Source organism: Candidatus Accumulibacter cognatus (assembly GCF_000584975.1).
GTDB classification, from domain to species: Bacteria; Pseudomonadota; Gammaproteobacteria; order Burkholderiales; family Rhodocyclaceae; genus Accumulibacter; species Accumulibacter cognatus.
Map to the genome: position 1 here is coordinate 121392 of NZ_JDST02000003.1, position 18074 is coordinate 139465.

At 60.1% G+C, this 18074-nt stretch carries 15 protein-coding genes; 5 read left to right on the forward strand and 10 right to left on the reverse strand.

Annotated elements, in window-relative coordinates:
* Positions 1 to 15 precede the first annotated feature (15 nt).
* Both atpD and AW06_RS00825 read left to right on the forward strand, forming a co-directional pair.
* Positions 16 to 1416: a F0F1 ATP synthase subunit beta gene (atpD, locus tag AW06_RS00820; protein ID WP_034921236.1), complete on the forward strand. Its 1401-nt coding sequence runs from the start codon at positions 16 to 18 to the stop codon at positions 1414 to 1416.
* 68 nt (positions 1417 to 1484) lie between these two features.
* Entirely contained in the window at positions 1485 to 1907 is a 423-nt protein-coding gene (locus tag AW06_RS00825) for a F0F1 ATP synthase subunit epsilon (protein ID WP_034921234.1), read from the forward strand.
* 110 nt (positions 1908 to 2017) lie between these two features.
* Here the strand turns inward: AW06_RS00825 and AW06_RS00830 are convergent, their stop codons facing one another.
* The 7 genes from AW06_RS00830 to AW06_RS00860 form a co-directional block, all read right to left on the reverse strand.
* On the reverse strand, positions 2018 to 2623 hold the full coding sequence (locus AW06_RS00830; RefSeq protein ID WP_273704265.1) for a hypothetical protein: 606 nt from the start codon (positions 2621 to 2623) through the stop codon (positions 2018 to 2020).
* The gene (locus AW06_RS00835; RefSeq protein WP_034944020.1) at positions 2598 to 3473 is read right to left on the reverse strand and encodes a TIM44-like domain-containing protein; all 876 of its coding nucleotides are present in this window, start codon (positions 3471 to 3473) and stop codon (positions 2598 to 2600) included. The genes AW06_RS00830 and AW06_RS00835 overlap by 26 nt, the downstream gene beginning before the upstream one ends.
* Positions 3474 to 3489: 16 nt before the next feature.
* Positions 3490 to 4233, reverse strand: a complete 744-nt coding sequence (gene ubiE, locus AW06_RS00840; protein WP_034944093.1) for a bifunctional demethylmenaquinone methyltransferase/2-methoxy-6-polyprenyl-1,4-benzoquinol methylase UbiE — start codon at positions 4231 to 4233, stop codon at positions 3490 to 3492.
* Between the two features lie 34 nt (positions 4234 to 4267).
* Positions 4268 to 4693: a DUF971 domain-containing protein gene (locus AW06_RS00845; RefSeq protein WP_034944021.1), complete on the reverse strand. Its 426-nt coding sequence runs from the start codon at positions 4691 to 4693 to the stop codon at positions 4268 to 4270.
* A gap of 99 nt (positions 4694 to 4792) precedes the next feature.
* Positions 4793 to 6403 carry a hypothetical protein gene (locus AW06_RS00850; RefSeq protein ID WP_273704263.1) on the reverse strand — a complete coding sequence of 537 codons (1611 nt, stop codon included), beginning with the start codon at positions 6401 to 6403 and terminating at the stop codon, positions 4793 to 4795.
* Positions 6404 to 6428: 25 nt separating this feature from the next.
* Entirely contained in the window at positions 6429 to 6860 is a 432-nt protein-coding gene (locus AW06_RS00855; protein WP_034944027.1) for an HIT family protein, read from the reverse strand.
* Positions 6861 to 7059: 199 nt separating this feature from the next.
* Complete coding sequence (locus AW06_RS00860; protein ID WP_034944097.1) at positions 7060 to 10935, reverse strand: DUF3683 domain-containing protein; 3876 nt, start codon at positions 10933 to 10935, stop codon at positions 7060 to 7062.
* 225 nt (positions 10936 to 11160) lie between these two features.
* Between AW06_RS00860 and ilvA the strand changes: the two genes are divergently transcribed.
* From ilvA to AW06_RS00875, 3 genes are read left to right on the forward strand one after another with little or no spacing between them, the layout of a single operon-like run.
* Positions 11161 to 12672, forward strand: a complete 1512-nt coding sequence (ilvA, locus tag AW06_RS00865) for a threonine ammonia-lyase, biosynthetic (protein WP_034944030.1) — start codon at positions 11161 to 11163, stop codon at positions 12670 to 12672.
* 29 nt (positions 12673 to 12701) lie between these two features.
* Positions 12702 to 13634, forward strand: coding sequence for a cysteine synthase A (gene cysK / locus AW06_RS00870; RefSeq protein ID WP_034944100.1), 933 nt, complete (start codon positions 12702 to 12704; stop codon positions 13632 to 13634).
* A 4-nt stretch (positions 13635 to 13638) separates the two neighbouring features.
* Positions 13639 to 14820: a PatB family C-S lyase gene (locus AW06_RS00875; protein ID WP_273704264.1), complete on the forward strand. Its 1182-nt coding sequence runs from the start codon at positions 13639 to 13641 to the stop codon at positions 14818 to 14820.
* A 64-nt stretch (positions 14821 to 14884) separates the two neighbouring features.
* Here AW06_RS00875 and AW06_RS00880 read toward each other — a convergent pair whose 3' ends face one another.
* The 3 genes from AW06_RS00880 to AW06_RS00890 all read right to left on the reverse strand — a co-directional run.
* Positions 14885 to 15811 (reverse strand): ketopantoate reductase family protein, encoded by a 927-nt coding sequence (locus AW06_RS00880; protein WP_034915430.1) that lies wholly within the window; start codon positions 15809 to 15811, stop codon positions 14885 to 14887.
* Positions 15812 to 15902: 91 nt separating this feature from the next.
* Entirely contained in the window at positions 15903 to 16916 is a 1014-nt protein-coding gene (locus tag AW06_RS00885; protein WP_034944032.1) for an NAD(P)-dependent alcohol dehydrogenase, read from the reverse strand.
* 164 nt (positions 16917 to 17080) lie between these two features.
* Positions 17081 to 18074: molybdopterin-dependent oxidoreductase (locus tag AW06_RS00890; RefSeq protein WP_034944106.1), on the reverse strand; the 994-nt coding region annotated here is incomplete at its 5' end.

The window sequence follows — 18074 nt, forward strand, 5'->3', positions numbered from 1 at the left end:
ATTAGGGATACGACGATGAGTCAAGGAAACATTGTTCAGTGTATCGGCGCCGTGGTGGACATCCAGTTCCCACGTGACGCCATGCCCCACATTTACAACGCACTCCAACTCGACAAGGCAGAAGAATCGGACATGTGCGAGTCCGACCTGATGTTCGAGGTTCAGCAGCAGTTAGGGGATGGCATTGTGCGCACCATCGCCATGGGGTCATCCGACGGACTGCGGCGTGGCATGAAAGTCAACAACACCGGCGCCGGAATTTCGGTGCCGGTCGGAAATGCGACGATTGGCCGCATCATGAACGTTCTGGGTCGGCCGATTGATGAAGCCGGGCCAATTGCTACTGAAGAACGCCGTGAAATTCACCAGATGGCACCGAAGTTCGACGAGCTGTCACCGTCGGTCGATCTGCTGGAAACCGGGATCAAGGTGATCGACTTGGTATGTCCTTTCGCCAAGGGCGGAAAGGTGGGACTGTTCGGTGGCGCCGGCGTGGGCAAGACAGTGAACATGATGGAGTTGATCAACAATATCGCCAAACAGCACTCGGGTCTTTCGGTGTTTGCCGGTGTCGGCGAGCGTACCCGCGAGGGAAATGACTTCTATCATGAAATGAAGGAGTCCAATGTTCTCGATAAAGTGGCGATGGTCTTTGGCCAAATGAACGAGCCTCCAGGCAACCGACTGCGCGTCGCATTGACCGGCCTGACCATGGCCGAGCGATTCCGTGATGATGGCCGTGACATCCTCTTCTTCGTTGACAACATCTATCGCTACACGCTTGCGGGTACCGAAGTTTCGGCGCTGCTTGGCCGGATGCCGTCTGCCGTCGGATATCAGCCGACGCTGGCCGAAGAAATGGGCCGTTTGCAGGAGCGTATCACCTCGACCAAGGTCGGATCGATCACTTCGATTCAGGCGGTCTATGTGCCAGCTGATGACCTGACCGATCCGTCGCCGGCGACAACCTTCCTGCACCTGGACTCGACCGTGGTATTGTCGCGCGATATCGCCTCGCTCGGCATCTACCCGGCGGTTGACCCGCTTGATTCGACTTCACGGCAGCTCGATCCCCAGGTCGTTGGCGAGGAGCATTATAACGTTGCCCGTGCCGTCCAGATGACTCTCCAGAAATACAAGGAGTTGCGAGACATCATCGCGATTCTCGGAATGGACGAGCTGTCGCCGGAAGACAAGTTGGCGGTTTATCGCGCTCGCAAGATTCAACGTTTCCTTTCACAACCCTTCAGCGTGGCTGAAGTCTTTACCGGGTCTCCTGGCAAGTATGTGCCACTCAAGGACACGATCAAGGGCTTCAAGATGATCGTCGAAGGCGAATGCGACAACATTCCCGAGCAGGCGTTCTACATGGTTGGCGGCATCGAGGAAGTGTTCGAAAAAGCCAAGACACTCTAAAGCGGGCAGTATAGACGTCGCGTCCCTTGCACTGTGCAAGGGATACGACTGAGCAAAGGGAATAACCCATGGCAATCAGAGTACATGTTGACGTCGTTAGCGCCGAGGAATTGATCTTTTCCGGCCAGACCGACTTTGCGGTTTTTCCGGGTGAGGCCGGCGAACTTGGTATCTATCCGCGGCACACGCCACTATTGACCCGTATCAGGCCGGGAACGATTCGTCTGAAAGTTCCGGATAGTGACGAGTATGAAATGGTCTACGTCTCCGGTGGTATGTTGGAAGTGCAGCCTGCGCTGATTACGGTCCTGGCCGACACCGCGATTCGTGCGCACGACCTTGACGAAGCCAAGGCGATAGAGGCCAAGCGTCGTGCAGAGGAAGCCCTCAAGGATCGGACTTCGGACATTGGACTCGCTACTGCCGAGGCGGAACTGGCGCAAGCGGTCGCCCAGTTGCAGGCAATCAAGCGGCTACGCCAGCGTCACTAAGTGACCGCGCCATATGTCAGTCAATACCTCATCGTGAACAAAGAAAAGCAGCCTGTGAGGGCTGCTTTTCTATTTCCAATGCGCGGGAGTAGTGTACGCTACAGAGCGTTCTAACCCCGTTCCAGCTGCGCCAGCCTTCTTTCCATGCGCGAGAAATCGTCACGCAAGGCGTCTACCTCTAGACAAAACCTCTCGATATCACCGCGGCGAGCAATCGCTGCATTTTCTTCAGTTAGATATTCGGCCACACCGATCGCCAACTTTCTCAAGCCGACCAGTTGCCATTGTCCCAGTTGCTTGACAAACTGGAGGCCACGGTGAGCCACCACATCGCCAAGGACTTTCGACAAATCATGCTCGATGTCCCAGCGCAAGTTTCGAAATACGAAGCCGAGGGTCTCTGCCAGATCCACAGAGCCTGAAATGGTCGCTGAAGTGAGGAGAGAGGCTTGTTCGGTGAACGCAAGCGCGGGAGCTTCACTAGGAAGGGTGATGCTGACCGTTGCTGGAGTGCCTGCAGCTGTAGTTTCGAATGTGCCCCTATCGCTAATCTTGAACAGTAAGGCAGTGCTACCAAATTGCAGGAGTGCTGTTTTGCCGGCAAAGGGAATCAGTCGATCACACGCCCAGGACTCTCCCTGCAACAGGTGATTGAGTAGTACGAGCGTAGGCCAGGCCAGCATCTCTGGTTCAGGAAAGTTGCTGGATACCGGCAATTACCCAGCCTCTGGCACCGTCAACGGCCTTGGTAAGGTTCCAGACTTCGTCAAAAGGCGCGGCCACCGAGCCAGCTTCTTCGCGGATCATTCCGCTGAAGCGAACGCTGGCGATGTGCCGGTCGGCCTCAGTGACGACTTCGAGCAACACCGCGTTCAGTGTCACGACATCGGTTTGCTGTGTTGCCTTTCCTCTTTCGTCCAACTGCAGTTTGATTTCTGCAAACATCTCGGGAGTCACAAACTCGCGGATGTCGTCGAGATTGCCAGCATCGTTGGCCGCCTGCAGTCGAATGAAATTCAGCTTGGCGACCCGCAGGAAACCATCCACGTCGAAGCCTGCCGGTATGTTGGCCGACAGCGGAGCGGCAGGGCTGACAGGCAGACCCGCAGACGACGCAGGATTGAAGGCCTGCGGCATCGGTGCCATTCCCGGAGCGCCTGTACCGGCGTACTGCAGGGGTTGAGCATCTGGCACCAGTGAACCCCTGCGGCGAAACAGCAATTTGAAGGCGACCACGGCGCACAACAACAGTAACGCAATCATCAGGAAATTGGCCATGCTCTCACCCAGGCCGAAGTGGGATAACAGTGCGGCAATCCCGAGGCCGGCGGCCAGACCCGCCAAAGGACCCATCCAGTTACGTTTGGGTGCTGCTGCCGCCGGTGTTGTCGCAGCGGCTGGTGCAGGCGTGACGGCATTCTGAGGCGGTGTTGCCTGCCGTTGCGCTACCGAGTCGCGCTGCATGCCGGACGAACTGCCTCCGCCCAGTCGCTTCGCATCAGCCTCTCCGACCGCCAGGCCAAAGCTGAATACACAGATACTGAGAGTCATAAGGATCTTTTTCATCAGTGGATCTCTCCTCCTAAAACTTGAAAGCACGGTGTAGGGCGACAACGCCCAGCGCCAAATTATAATATTCGACCTGCTCGAGTCCGGCTTGTTCCATCAACAACTTGAGCGCTACCTGATCCGGATGCATGCGAATCGACTCCGCAAGATACCGGTAGCTCGCCTCGTCGTGGGTGATCATCTGTCCAAGACGAGGGATTACCTGGAACGAATAGAAATCGTAAGCGGCCGCCAGAGGTTTCCATACCCGAGAGAACTCAAGCACCAGCAGGCGTCCTCCAGGCCTGAGGACGCGCCGCATTTCGGCCAGTGCCAGATGTTTGTGTGTCATGTTGCGCAGGCCAAAGGCAACCGTCACACAATCGAAATAATCATCTGGAAATGGTAGCCTTTCGGCGTCGCACTGCGCGACCGGGATAATGAAGCCCTGGTTGTAGAGTCGATCACGGCCTCGAGCCAGCATGGCATGGTTGATATCCGTGAGCCAGACTTGTCCACGGTTGCCGAGCTTCCTGGCGAAAGCCAGTGCCAGGTCGCCGGTTCCACCAGCCACGTCGAGTACCCGCCAACCCTCGCGAACGCCACTCTTGGCAATGGTGAACGCCTTCCAGAACCGGTGTAGACCACCCGACATCAGGTCATTCATCAGGTCGTAACGCTGTGCAACGGAATCGAAAACCTCGGCAACGTGCCTGGCCTTCTCCTCCTCAGCGACTTCCTGATAGCCAAAGTGGGTCGTATTTCGCTCGTTGTTCATGCGCATGACCGGGCTGGGGAGCAATCGGGACGGATCAATGCTTGCCGCAAGTGTTGGAGGCCTTGGGAGCGACTGCTGCGGTCTCAGCGGGGTCACGGCTACCATTCTCCTGCTGCAGGCGTTTCAGATACGCTTGCCAAAGCTGGTCGCGATTGACACCCAGATGGTAGAGCATATCCCAGGAATACAGCCCGCTGTCGTGGCCATCCGAGAACACCGGTCGGATGGCGTAGTTGCCGACCGCCTCAACCCGCTCGATATCGACGTCCCGCTTGCCGACCTGCAGAACCTCCTGGCCTGGTCCATGACCACGAGCTTCGGCAGAGGGCGTGAACACGCGTAGGAATTCGTAGCTCAGCTCGAAACGCTCATCGCCCTCGAAGCTCAATTCGATGATGCGGGATTTCTGATGTAGCTTGATCTCGGTTGGGATCTTCGTGGTTTCGTCCAGGCCAGCCATGGTGGTCTTTGCGTAATCGTGACAACACATCATAGCGCAAAATCACCTCAATCATTGCGGCTGCCTGCCATGGCATAAGGCATTTGGCGATGGCCCCCCTCAAACCACGCTGAAAGTCACCCTCTCAAAGTCCGCGCCTTCGGCCAGCAGGCGTTGTAACCTGACCTGCATCGGGTTCTCAGTGTAGACTTCAAGCCGGCGCTCCGCTCGAAACCACCCAGGCGGAAGGATCAGGGTTTGTTCGGCGCCGATGGCCGGGACTGCCGGCAGCAGGAACGCCCGTTGATAGGGAACTTGGTGCCCCGGCTCAAGTGCCTGCGGGCGAGCAGCGACCGCTTGAGGTTTGCCAGGTAGAGCGGCGATCCCTGCGACCAGATTACCACCCTCTTCCTGCATCAACCACGCCACCTGTGCCAGCAGATGCGAGTTGCCGTCATGCGGGCAGATGGAAAGCAACTGCCCCGGCGCGATTTTCTTGCCAACTACCGAGCGCAGCAGGCGAAAACCATTCGCGCACTGGTCAAGCACTTCCCAGGTATCGAAGTCAAAGCCAAGCTGTACCTGGCGGACTTCCAGCATCTGCGTCGGGTCAAGCATGTGTCGGAAGGCAAACATGCTTTCGAATTCCTGGCGCGAATAGATGCTGGTCATCTCCGGCTGCTGGAACTCCTTTCCGGAGATATGGTAGTGCATTGCCGAAAAACCGGTGGATACCTTGGAAATTCCCGATGCATTGTGTCGGCGGAACTTGCGTGCGGCACGCAACATGCTCCATGGCTTATAGAGACGATTGACCAGTCGATAACACTGTGCAGCTGTACAATCTTCACCGAGGCCGAGCTGTGCGGGCGAGATTCGTTGTTGCAACTGCCTTCTCAATTGATTGAGCTGGCTCACCAGGCGAGTGGTGTCGAGTCGACGCAGATGTTCGCGATGCCGGCACTCATTCGACGCCCGCAGACCACAATCCTGCATCAGGTCGACGACGAACGGAGGTAAGGGCTCATTCTCGACGGCCGGGTGCATTGCCACCAGAGGAGACCAATTGCTTGCCCAGCGAAGTACTAGGCTGATGTCACCCATAGACAGGCTGTAGGGACTCGCCAATTCAGCGAGGAGGAGGCTGACGAAAGCGGCGGCACAATGGCTGCTGCGTCCAAGGGGATCGAGCGAGTCCGGCACGGGGAGATTCGCAATTCCCCATTCTTCGGCACTCGCGTAATATCCGTGCAGGTTCAGCCACACTCCTGCCGGCAGGGCCTGACGGGCGCGATGGTGCTCGATGATCACCATTCCCGTGTAGTAAATGCAGCGGTGCAGGATCAGAGCCAGTCGTTCGGCATGGACGTTGCTGTTGTCGTGGCCGTCCAGAAGCTGTGCACAATGCGCGTAGGCGCGGGCTGCCTTCTGCCAGGTGGCAATGACCTGGCAGAAGGCACTTGCCTCGACTTCTCCTAGTGGTAATGCCTTGTTGATGTAGCTTCGGGCGAGCTCTTCCTCGATGAAACAGAGTGAAATCCGCGTCTGTTCGAGCAGCTGCAGATAGACCTCGCCTTGAGGTGGCGTTCTCAACAGACTATCGAGAAAGAGGTTGATGTCGAGCGCAGCCTGTCTTGAATTGGCCAAAGGAAGCCGCGAGAGCATCTGGAAACCGGTATGCAGGTCGGGAATCTTCATGGTCGCCGGGATATTGGGGAGGACTGCATTCATGGTATTCACCGTCGGTTCTATCAGGCTATCTGGTACGCATGGCGGCGATGATCTGGTTACCCAGTTGCTGCCCGTCAACGAAGGGGCGACATGGGCTATTCTGCCGCTGCGGTTTCGTCCAGACAGAGTTGGGAAAATGCCTGTCGTCCCGCCAGCGAGGGATCAGGTGCCAATGAACATGCGGCGTCATATTGCCAAGGCTAGCGAGATTGATCTTGTCCGGCTGGTATAAGGTCCGGACAGCACTTTCCACGGCAAATAGGACGCTCATGAACTGCATCCTTTCCTTTGGAGGCAAGTCAGTCATCTCACGCATGTGCCGGTGCAGAATGATGCGGCAGAAGCCGGGGTAATCCGGGTCACCAACCATGACGACCCGACACAGGTCGCTTTCCCATACCACTTCGCCTCCCGGCGATTCGCATAGTTCGCAATCCTCAACATCGTACTCGCACACTTGCTGACTCCTTGCAGATTTCAGGGCGCTGATGCACCATCCAGGATTCAACGATAAGCCACCAGTGCGGTAAGCGAGAGGAACTAGGTCACGGAAGGAGGCATGTGATCAAGGTACAAGGATATCCAGATCGGCGAGGCTGAAAGGGGAATCGTGCGACTTGCCTGTCACTACATTCCTTTCCCCTTGAGTCTTGGATCTACAGAAGAACGCGCTCGATACCGCCGTTGTTGGCCTTGTGGACGTATAGCGCCATCCAGTCCTCGCCGAGCAGCCGCTTGACCATCTCGACAACAATGTAGTCAGCATGAGTGCCGGTGTCGTCGTGGTAGCGGGACAGGCCCTGCAGGCACGATGGGCAGGAAGTCAGTACCTTGACCTCGCCCGTGAACTGATCCGAACGTAGTCGGCGAGCGCCTTTTTCGATCTCCTCCTGCTTGCGGAAGCGCACCTGCGTAGACACGTCGGGGCGCGTCACCGCCAGCGTTCCCGATTCGCCGCAGCAGCGCTCGGAGAGATCGACCGGCTGTCCCATCAGACTGTTGACCACCTTGATGCCCGGTATTGTTCGCATCGGTGCGTGGCAGGGGTCGTGGTACATATAGCGGGTACCGCTGATCCCATCGACCCGGACTCCCTTCTCCAGTAAATATTCGTGGATGTCCAGCAGGCGGCAGCCGGGAAAGATCTGCTCGAAGTGGTATTTTTCGAGCTGGTCCATGCAGGTGCCACAGGAGACGATGACCGTCCGGATGTCGAGATAGTTGAGCGTGTTGGCGACACGGTGGAAAAGCACCCGGTTATCGGTAGTGATCCGCTGCCCCTGGTCGGCCTCGCCGGCGGCCGTCTGGGGATAGCCGCAGCACAGGTAGCCTGGTGGCAGAACCGTTTGCGCGCCGATATCGTAAAGGATCGCCTGGGTGGCCAGGGCGACCTGCGAGAATAGACGCTCCGAGCCGCAACCCGGAAAGTAGAATACCGCGTCGCCATCGTAATCGGGTGCGCTGACCTTGATGGGGTCGCGAATGATCGGCACGACCTTGTCGTCTTCGATATCGAGCAGAGCGCGGGCAGTCCGTCTGGGAAGTCCGCCCGGCATGGGTTTGTTGATGAAGTGGATGATCTGCGATCTGAGCGTTGGCGAACCCAGCGTCGCGGGCGGTCGCCGGGTCTGGCTCTGAAGCAGGTGCAAGGACCTCGCCAGTTGGTAGGCCAGGCGCTGCGCTCGGTAGCCCCAGTCGATCATCAGCTTGCGGACCAGCTTGATCGTCGCCGGGTCCTTGATCGTCAGGAAAGCCATCGCTGCGGCTTTTGCCGGAACGAACTTCTTCTTGCCCTGTTCACGCAGCAGATTGCGCATCCTGATCGAAACATTGCCGAAATCGATGTCGACCGGGCAGGGGGTGAGGCACTTGTGGCAGATCGTGCAGTGATCGGCGACGTCGTTGAACTCGTCGAAATGCCTGAGCGAGACACCGCGGCGAGTCTGCTCCTCGTAGAGGAAGGCCTCGATCAGCAGCGAAGTGGCCAGGATCTTGTTGCGTGGCGAATAGAGCAGATTGGCACGCGGCACATGCGTTGAACAGACCGGTTTGCACTTGCCACAGCGCAGGCAGTCCTTGACCATCGTCGAGATGTTGCCGATCTCCGATTGCTCCATGATCAGCGACTCGGTGCCGAGCAGCGAGAACGAGGGCGTGTAGGCCTTCGCCAGATCGGCACCGGCGAGCAACTTGCCCTGGTTGAAACGGCCGTCCGGGTCGATCCTCGCTTTGTAATTGCGGTACGGCCGGATCTCGTCCTCACTCAGGAACTCGAGTTTGGTGATGCCGATTCCATGTTCGCCCGAGACGACACCGTCGAGTGCCCGCGCTAGCGCCATGATGCGCGCGACCACCGCATAAGCCGCCTGTAGCATTTCGTAATGGTCGGAGTTGACCGGGATGTTGGTATGCACGTTGCCGTCACCGGCGTGCATGTGCAACGCGACAAACAGGCGGCTGCGCAGAACCCCCTGGTGGATGGCGACGATGCGTTCGCGTACCGGTCGATAGACAAGGCCATCGAAAATCGCTTCGAGCTGCGGCTTGAGTTCTCTTTTCCACGAGACGCGCAGCGAGTAATCCTGCAGGCGATGGAAGAGCGTCGGCATGGCGGTACGGTTTCTCAGCGCATCGACGTGGATGCCCAGGGCGGCAAACTGCGCCTCGGCTTGCGGCAGGGGTTGATCGAGATTTTCGAGCAGCCATTGCCAGCGTGTCTGCACGCTGGCGACAGCGTCCAGCGCTGCGGTTCGCCGATCGCCGATCAGCAATTCCCTGTCGAGGTCGGCGTCGCCACGATGCAGGGGCAGGTCGCCACGCAGGAATTCCGCCAGCGCTGCACATAGCGACAGCTTGTTCTTTATCGACAACTCGATATTGATGCGCTCGACTCCATCGCAGTACTCGCCCATGCGCGGCAGTGGAATCACCACGTCTTCGTTCAACTTGAAGGCGTTGGTATGGCGCGAAATGGCTGCGGTGCGCGAGCGATCGAGCCAGAATTTCTTGCGCGTCTCGGCATCGACGGCGATGAAACCCTCGGCACCACGCAGATTGCACAGACGCACCATGTCCGATGCGGCCGTCATCACCGCCGTCTCGTCGTCACCGACGATGTCGCCGATCAAAACCATTTTCGGACGGCCTGCGGTTTCTCCCTTGCGCTTGGCCTTGGTGGCGTAGCCGACGGCCCGCAGGTAGCGCTCGTCGAGGTGTTCGAGGCCGGCAAGCAGCACCCCAGCCGACCTGCCGGGGCCGCCTGGCTTGAAGTAATCGGTGATATCGACAATCGCCGGTACTGCCTCGCGCACCTGCCCGAAGAATTCCAGGCAGATGGTACGCGTGTGCGCAGGCATCCGATGCAGGATCCAGCGGGCGGCGACAATCAGGCCATCGGTCCCTTCTTTCTGGACGCCCGGCAGGCCGGCCAGAAACTTGTCGGTTACATCCTTGCCGAGGCCGGCTTTGCGAAAACGGGCGCCCGGGATTTCCAGGATTTCCGGTGTTCCGTAGAGTGTCCTGCCGTCCTTGCGAAAGCGTTTGATCTCGAAGCGCGCCAGTTCCTGTTCGTGAATCTTGCCGAAGTTGTGATGCATGCGCGTCACTTCCAGTACGTGCCCGCTCGGGTCGACCATTCTCCACCACGCCAGGTTGTCGAGGGCAGTTCCCCAGAGCACGGCTTTTTTACCGCCGGCATTCATCGCGATGTTGCCACCGATGCACGAAGCTTCGGCCGATGTCGGGTCGACGGCAAAAACGCTCCCGGCTGCTGCTGCGGCCTCAGAAACGCGGGCGGTGACGACGCCGGCGCCGGTACGGATGGTTGCCACAGGGCGCTCACTGCCTGGCAGCAGCCGCTCTTCGACGGCGCTGATGTCAATCAGTTTCTCGGTGTTGATCACCACCGACAGCGCTGTCAACGGGATGGCGCCACCGGTATAACCGGTGCCGCCACCGCGTGGGATGATCGTCAACCCGAGTTCGATGCAACCACGTACCAGCGGAGCCATCTCCTCCTCGCTATCCGGGTAGAGGACGACGAATGGGTACTCAATCCGCCAGTCGGTCGCGTCGGTCACGTGCGAGACGCGAGCCAGACCGTCGAAGGCGATGTTGTCGCGGCGCGTATGCCGGCTCAGCACTCTCCGGACCCGTGTCCGCAGTCGGGCGGTATCATCGAAATGCTGTGCAAAACGATTGACCGCCTCCTCGGCCGCAAGGATCAACTGCAGCACCTTGGCATTGCCCTGCCGTCGCTTGCCGATTTCGCGCAGGCGGTGGCGTAGCGCTTCGATCAAGGCGCTGCGACGCTCGCGGCTGGCGAGTAAATCGTCTTCCAGGTAGGGGTTGCGCTGCACCACCCAGATGTCGCCGAGTACCTCATAGAGCATCCGTGCCGAGCGGCCAGTAACACGTTCGGTACGCAATTCGTCAAGCAGTGCCCAGTTTTCCGGCCCGAGCAGGCGAATGACGATCTCGCGGTCGGAGAACGAGGTGTAGTTGTAGGGGATTTCGCGCAGACGTGCGTTCATGGGTACTTCGCCACCAAAGAGCACATTCTAACGGTCATGACTTTGCAAGACATCCCTGATCATGAAAGTCATGACCGTTTCCCTTTCCCCCGACCCCTCCCTCACATGTGGGGAGGGGAGGCTCGTGAGTCGCTGACGCGACCTTCACATGAACTGTTTGCCCATCAAACACCGTTTCTGCTGCTAGAATCGGGCGCTCAGCCCAAGGATCTCTTCTCTGCTGCCATGCCTACCGATTACCTCGAAAGAATTCTCAACGCGCAGGTCTACGACGTTGCGATTGAAACCCCACTTGACCTCGCACCCAGCCTGTCGGCCCGTCTGGGCAATCGGATTCTGTTGAAGCGCGAAGACCTACAGCCGGTTTTTTCCTTCAAGTTGCGCGGCGCTTACAACAAGATCGCCCATCTCTCGGCAGAGCGGCTCAAGCGCGGCGTGATCTGCGCCTCTGCCGGCAACCATGCCCAGGGGGTGGCGCTGGCGGCGGCCAAACTCGGCTGTCGGGCGGTGATCGTGATGCCGACGACGACGCCGCAGATCAAGGTACAGGCGGTGCAGGCGAGAGGTGCGGAAGTGGTGCTTGCTGGTGAGGGCTATGATGACGCCTACACCCACGCTCTGGAACTCGAGAAAAGCGAGAGGCTAAGCTTCGTACACCCTTTCGACGACCCCGAAGTGATCGCCGGGCAGGGCACGATCGGCATGGAGATCCTGCGCCAACATGCCAAACCGATCCATGCCGTATTTTGCTGCATCGGTGGTGGAGGTCTGATTTCTGGCGTCGCGGCCTACATCAAGCGGGTCAGGCCGGAAACCCGGATCATCGGGGTCGAAGCCGTCGACGCCGATGCCATGACACGCTCGCTGAAAGCCGGCAAGCGCGTCCGGCTGGATCACGTCGGCCTGTTCGCCGATGGCGCGGCGGTCAAGTATGTCGGCGAGGAAACTTTCCGCCTCTGTCAGATGTACGTCGACGACATGGTGCTGGTGGATACCGACGCGATTTGCGCGGCGATCAAGGACGTTTTCGAAGATACCCGTGCCGTCCTCGAGCCGGCCGGTGCACTGGCAGTTGCCGGTGCCAAGGCCTATGCCAAGGCGCACAAACTGAAGGACAGAACGCTGATCGCGACGGCATCCGGCGCCAACATGAACTTCGACCGTCTTCGTTTTGTCGCCGAGCGTGCCGAGATCGGTGAGCAGCGCGAAGCCGTCTTTGCCGTGACCCTACCGGAGAAGCCTGGCGCCTACAAGCGCTTCGTTGCATTGATCGGTTCTCGCAACATCACCGAGTTCAATTACCGTTATAACGACCAGCGTGATGCACATGTCTTTGTCGGTATACAGGTCGCATCGCGCGCCGAATCGGTGCGGCTGCTCGAACATCTGCGGAAGCACGACTATCCGACGCTCGACCTGACCGATGACGAAATGGCCAAGGGTCACATCCGTCATCTGGTCGGCGGGCACTCGCCACAAATCCAGCACGAGATCCTCTACCGTTTCGAGTTTCCCGAGCGTCCTGGCGCGCTGATGAACTTTCTCAACCGCATGAGCGCCGGCTGGAACATCAGCCTTTTTCATTATCGCAACCATGGCGCCGACTACGGTCGCGTGCTGGTCGGCATGCAGGTGCCGCCGTGCGAGATGGGTGACTTCGAGGATTTTCTGGCGAAACTCGGCTACGCATACTGGAACGAAAGCCATAATCCGGCATACAAACTGTTTCTCGCCTAGTCACTTTCAGAGGAGATTTCGCCATGCCCATGCACATCGCCGACAATGTCACCGACCTGATCGGCAACACGCCATTGGTCAGACTCAACCGTCTCGGTGCCGGTATTGACGGTACCGTCGTCGTCAAACTCGAATTTTACAGTCCCGCGCACAGCGTCAAGGACCGTATCGCAGCAGCGATGATTGATGCAGCGCAGGCTGCCGGCAAGATCAGCGCGGAAACGATCGTTCTCGAGCCGACTTCGGGAAATACCGGTATCGGCCTGGCGATGGTCTGTGCGGCGCGCGGAATCCGATGCTGCTTCGTGATGCCGGAAACCATGAGCCGCGAACGCCGCCTGCTGCTCAAGGCCTATGGTGCCGAGCTGGTGCTGACCCCTGGGCCCGAGGGTATGAGTGGCGCGATCCGCCGCGCCGAGGAACTCGCTGCCGCCGATGCCCGTTATTTCATTCCGCAGCAATTCGAGAACCCGGCCAATCCGGCGATCCACCGCGCAACGACGGCGGAAGAGATCTGGCGTGATACCGACGGACAGGTCGACATCTTCGTCTCCGGCGTCGGTACCGGTGGCACCATTACCGGCGTCGGCGAAGTGCTCAAGGCCAGAAGACCTGGCGTGCAGGTCATCGCCGTCGAACCCGACGCGTCGCCGGTGCTCTCGGGCGGGGTCAAGGGACCGCATCCGATTCAGGGGATCGGCGCCGGTTTCGTTCCCAAGGTCCTGAACACTGCGATCTACGACGAAGTGCTGCGTGTCAAGGCCGACGACGCTTTTGACATCGCTCGCCGGATGGCGAGTGAAGAAGGGCTGTTGGTGGGAATTTCCTCGGGCGCGGCTGTCTGGGCCGCCCTCGAAGTCGCGCGGCGGCCGGAAAATGCCGGCAAGCTGAGTGTGGTGATCATTCCCTCGTTCGGCGAACGCTACCTGTCGACTGCACTCTACGCCCACCTCGAAGTCTGACATCTTGACCCTGGGCTTGCCGGTGAACGGTTTCGACTTTGCTCATGTCATCGACCGCCGCGGCGGAGATTCGCTCAAGTGGAACAAATACGCCGGTCGCGACGTGCTGCCGTTATGGGTTGCGGACATGGATTTTGCCGCGCCGCCGGCGATCGTCGCGGCCATCGAAAAGCGTGTCGCGCAAGGCTGTTTCGGCTACGCCGTGCCATCGCCGGCGCTCTACGATGCCGTTCTCGGGTACTTGTGGAGCGCGTACGGTTGGCGGGTCGAGGCCGACTGGCTGTTGTGGTTGCCCGGTCTGGTCTGCGGCCTCAACGTCGCCTGCCGGAGCGTCGACGGCGATGTCCTGACGGCGACGCCCGTCTATCCGCCATTTCTCTCCGCGCCGCGCTTGTCCGGCCGGCGGCTGGCGAGCGCCGCGCTGTGTCAGAGCGATGGCCGCTGGGGCTGGGATTTCGCGGCGCTGGAAGCCGCGCTGACGCCCAGCAGCCGCCTGTTGCTGCTTTGCCATCCGCACAACCCGGTTGGCCGGGCCTGGGAGCGCGTGGAACTCGAGGCCATCGCCGCCTTCTGCCAGCGCCATGACCTGCTCGTCTGCTCCGATGAAATCCACTGCGGCCTGATCCTCGACGAGCACCGGCAGCATCTGCCCCTGGCGATGCTCGATACCAACCTGGCCAAGCGCAGCATCACCCTGATGGCGCCGTCGAAAACCTACAACATTCCCGGTCTGGGCGCTGCTTTTGCGGTGATTCCCGACGCTGCCTTGCGCCGGCGCTTTGTCGCTGCCGCGCGCGGCATCGTACCGGACGTCAATGTCCTCGGCCTTGCGGCAACCGAAGCGGCATACCGCGACTGCGAGGACTGGCGCAGCGCCCTGCTGCAGGCGCTACGCAGCAATCGCGATCGTGTCGAAACCGACCTTGCCGGCATGCCCGGCCTGGCCGTGAGCCATGTCGAAGCGACCTACCTGGCGTGGATCGACGCGCGCGGTCTCGGGGTCGACGATCCCGCCGCATTTTTCGAGGCCGCAGGGGTCGGTCTGTCGAGTGGCGTCGATTTCGGTCTGCCGGGTTGGGTACGGCTCAATTTCGGTTGTCCACAGACGACGCTCGACGCTGCGCTCAAACGGATGCGGCTCGCATGCAGGGGAAGCCGTGGCCTGACTCCGACTACCAGAACCTGACAGGTGTTCATGCAGGCGCTCGCTGGCTGTGTTCGATCGGCGCCTTGATCCTTCCGACAGGCGTTCAACTACGGACGGCGGACTCCGATTCCCGGATTTCCATCTGGCTGAAGGCCAGTGCCAGTATCGGCGAACTCAGCCCCTTTGCCAGCGATTTGTCCAGCAGATCGCCGAGCACGTGGCGGTGCTCGGTGCGCAGGCCCGCCTGCAGATCACGAAGCATCGAGGAGGTCAGTGCCGAACCGCGCTGGGTGAGTGTTTTCAAGGCTGCGTCGCGGGCCACCGGTGCCATGTCGATGCCGCAGGTCGTGGCCACCGCCAGACATTCCGCGTACAGTTGCCGAATCAGTGCTTCGCCGTTGGCAGTTGCCATGATCTGACCGACACTGCCCCGCATCAGGGTGGTGATACCGGCCAGGGTGGCAATGAAGACCCATTTCTCCCAAAGGCTCAGGACGATGTCCGGGGACAGGCGGGCGTTGAATTTTGCGGCCTGGCACACTTCGACGAAGCGGGCGGCAATTGCCTGGGTTTCCGCCGTTCGGCCGCCAACGGTCAGGGAATGCATCGGGGCGAGTTGTCGTACCGTGCCGTCCGCTTCCAGCATGGCCGCCACCTGGGCAATGCCGCCGAGGATGTGCTCAGCGCCAAAGCGACGGTCCAGCACTTGCATGTGCGAGAAACCGTTGAGCAGCGGCAGGATGAAGGTCGCAGGTGTGATGAAAGCGGCAACGGATTCGATCGCATCCTCGAGGTCGAAGGCCTTTGCTGTCAGCACGACGAGGTCGTAGTTGTCCTCTGGCTGATCCCGGGTGACGCATTTCACCGGGACTACGAAATCGCCGGAAGGGCTGTGTACCTGCAGACCTTCGGATCGAAGACGTTCGGCGCGTGCCGGTCGCACCAGAAATGTCACGTCTGCACCCGCTTCGACGAGCCGGGCTCCGAAATAGCCGCCGACGCCGCCGGCACCAAGAAACAGTATCTTCACGATGGCTCCTTCGATGTTGGACGCCGCAGCACAAAAAAGAGGAGGGAAATCCAGCCCCTCTGGCGAGAGTATAGCGCTGTAGGTCGGTCGCTCAATGGCGGATGCAGATCTTGCCGAACTGTGAGCCGCTCTTCAGGTACGCCAGCGCTTCCTTGAGCGCCGGAAATTCGAAAACCCGGTCGACGATCACCGGCATGCGGTGCTGCTCTAGCGCCCGCAGCATCGCCTCGAAGCCGTCGCGATGGCCGACGGTGATGCCCTGCAGCCGCACCTGCCGGGTGATGATCAGGCCAAGCGGTGTTGCCAATGAGGAGCCCGAGAGCACACCGATCATCGACAGGGTGCCGCCGGGGCGAATGCAGCGCAGCGACTGCGGCAGGGTTTTCTCGCCGCCAAGCTCGACGATATGGTCGAAGCCTCGACCATCGGTGAGCGCACGTGCCGGTTTCGACCATTCGGGAGTCGTCCGGTAGTTAATCGTCGCGTCGGCACCGAGTGCCCTGAGCCGCTCGATCTTCTCGTCGCTCGACGAGATCACGGTGACCCGTGCGCCGGCGATCCTGGCAAACGCCAGCGCGAACAGCGCCACGCCGCCGGAGCCCTGGATCAGTACCTGTTCGCCGGGTTTGACCGCGCCGTGCGTGGCTAGAGCGCTCCAGGCAGTCAAGGCAGCGCAGGGTAGCGTCGCGGCTTCGACATCGCTGAGATAGGCGGGCACCTTGACCACGCCCTGTTCAGACAGGCACATGAACTCCGCCATGGTGCCATCGATCGGGCCACCGAGCGACCCAGTCATGCGAGAGAGATCCGGTTCGCCGGCAATCCAGCCCTGGAAAAAGGTCGGGCAGACGCGGTCGCCGACCGCCACGCGGGTGACCCCTGGGCCCACCGCAACAACCTCGCCGACGCCGTCGGACAGCGGGATCAGCGGCAGTTTTCCGGTAAAGCTGCCATATCCACGCTCGGGAACGACCAAGTCGCGGAAATTCAGCGACGAGGCGAGCATCCGCAGCAGTACCTGTCCCGCTCCTGGCTGGGGTTGCGGGCGATCGGCCAGTTTGAGGTTGGCCATCCCCCAATCATCCTGAATCTGAAATACGCGCATGTTGCACCTCCGGTATCCGACGCCGTAGCGCCAGGGTTTTGCTGACCTATTGCCATGAACTCCACGACCTTGACAACGCGTTTCGGCGAGAGGAGGAGAGGAGACTTCCGAGAGTTTGTCCGAGCAGAGTGGTGGCCGTCAATCATTCCGGTCGACTTGTGCAGCTATCCCAGTTCGACTTCGACCAGGCAGTCGTAGAACGTCGCTCCGCCGCCCATCTCGGTCAGCGCCTGGCTGGTGACTTGATTACAGTTGCGTCCGTCGGGCGAGAGCTTTCGCCACCAGATGGAAGTGGCCATGGCCACGCCTGGACGGATGCGGTCGCTGACGACGGCGCGGGCGCGGAATTCGCCACGATGGTTATGTATGCGTAGCGGGCTGTCATTGGCAATGCCGCGTGCCGCGGCATCGACCGGATGGATGTGGAGCGCGGGCGACTTTTCCTGCGCCAGAAAGCGTGGCGAGTTGGCAAAGCTGGTGTTCAGGAAGTTGCGCGCCGGTGGCGTGATCAGCGCCAGAGGGAATTGTGCTGCCAGCGGACTTTGCCGCCATTCGTGCGGTTCGATGAAAGTCGGCAGCGGGTCGAGTCCTGCACCGGCAAGCATCTCGCTGAAAAACTCGCATTTCCCTGAAGGGGTCGGAAAACCGCCCTCTGCGAAAGGCGCTTCGCCAGGTGGCAGATTGAGGCGGGCGTGACCCTCGGCCTTGAGTCTTTCCCAGGACAGCCCGGCGAGGCGGGGATCGCTCCAGTCGAAAGCCTGGCAACACAAATCTTCATCGCTATCGGCGAAGCAGGTTTCACTGAAGCCCATCTGTCGGGCCAGGCGGCGGAACAGCTCGGTGTTCGGCAGCGCTTCACCGAGCGGGGCGATCGCCGGCTGGTTGACCTGCAGGTGTAGATGCCCGTAAGACTTGTGGATGTCGAGCTGTTCCATGTGGCTGGTGGCCGGCAGCAGGAGGTCGGCGTAGTCGGCGGTGTCGGTCTGGAAAAGGTCATGAACGACGGTGAACAGGTCGTCGCGGGCCAGGCCGCGTTCCACCTCGGCCGACTGTGGGGCAATTGCGAGCGGATTGCTGTTGTACACGAACAGTGCCTTGATCGGCGGTTGTGCGCGCAGCAGCGAGTGACCGATGGTGCTCATGTTGATCGTTCGCGGC

What these genes read in the sequence shown, in the direction of transcription:
- AW06_RS00885 (WP_034944032.1), bottom strand. Translation starts at nt 16,916, where the DNA reads ATGCGCGTATTTCAGATTCAGGATGATTGGGGGATGGCCAACCTCAAA.
- AW06_RS00825 (WP_034921234.1), top strand. Translation starts at nt 1,485, where the DNA reads ATGGCAATCAGAGTACATGTTGACGTCGTTAGCGCCGAGGAATTGATC.
- ubiE (WP_034944093.1), bottom strand. Translation starts at nt 4,233, where the DNA reads ATGAACAACGAGCGAAATACGACCCACTTTGGCTATCAGGAAGTCGCT.
- cysK (WP_034944100.1), top strand. Translation starts at nt 12,702, where the DNA reads ATGCACATCGCCGACAATGTCACCGACCTGATCGGCAACACGCCATTG.
- AW06_RS00850 (WP_273704263.1), bottom strand. Translation starts at nt 6,403, where the DNA reads ATGAATGCAGTCCTCCCCAATATCCCGGCGACCATGAAGATTCCCGAC.
- AW06_RS00860 (WP_034944097.1), bottom strand. Translation starts at nt 10,935, where the DNA reads ATGAACGCACGTCTGCGCGAAATCCCCTACAACTACACCTCGTTCTCC.
- AW06_RS00835 (WP_034944020.1), bottom strand. Translation starts at nt 3,473, where the DNA reads ATGAAAAAGATCCTTATGACTCTCAGTATCTGTGTATTCAGCTTTGGC.
- ilvA (WP_034944030.1), top strand. Translation starts at nt 11,161, where the DNA reads ATGCCTACCGATTACCTCGAAAGAATTCTCAACGCGCAGGTCTACGAC.
- atpD (WP_034921236.1), top strand. Translation starts at nt 16, where the DNA reads ATGAGTCAAGGAAACATTGTTCAGTGTATCGGCGCCGTGGTGGACATC.
- AW06_RS00845 (WP_034944021.1), bottom strand. Translation starts at nt 4,693, where the DNA reads ATGGCTGGCCTGGACGAAACCACGAAGATCCCAACCGAGATCAAGCTA.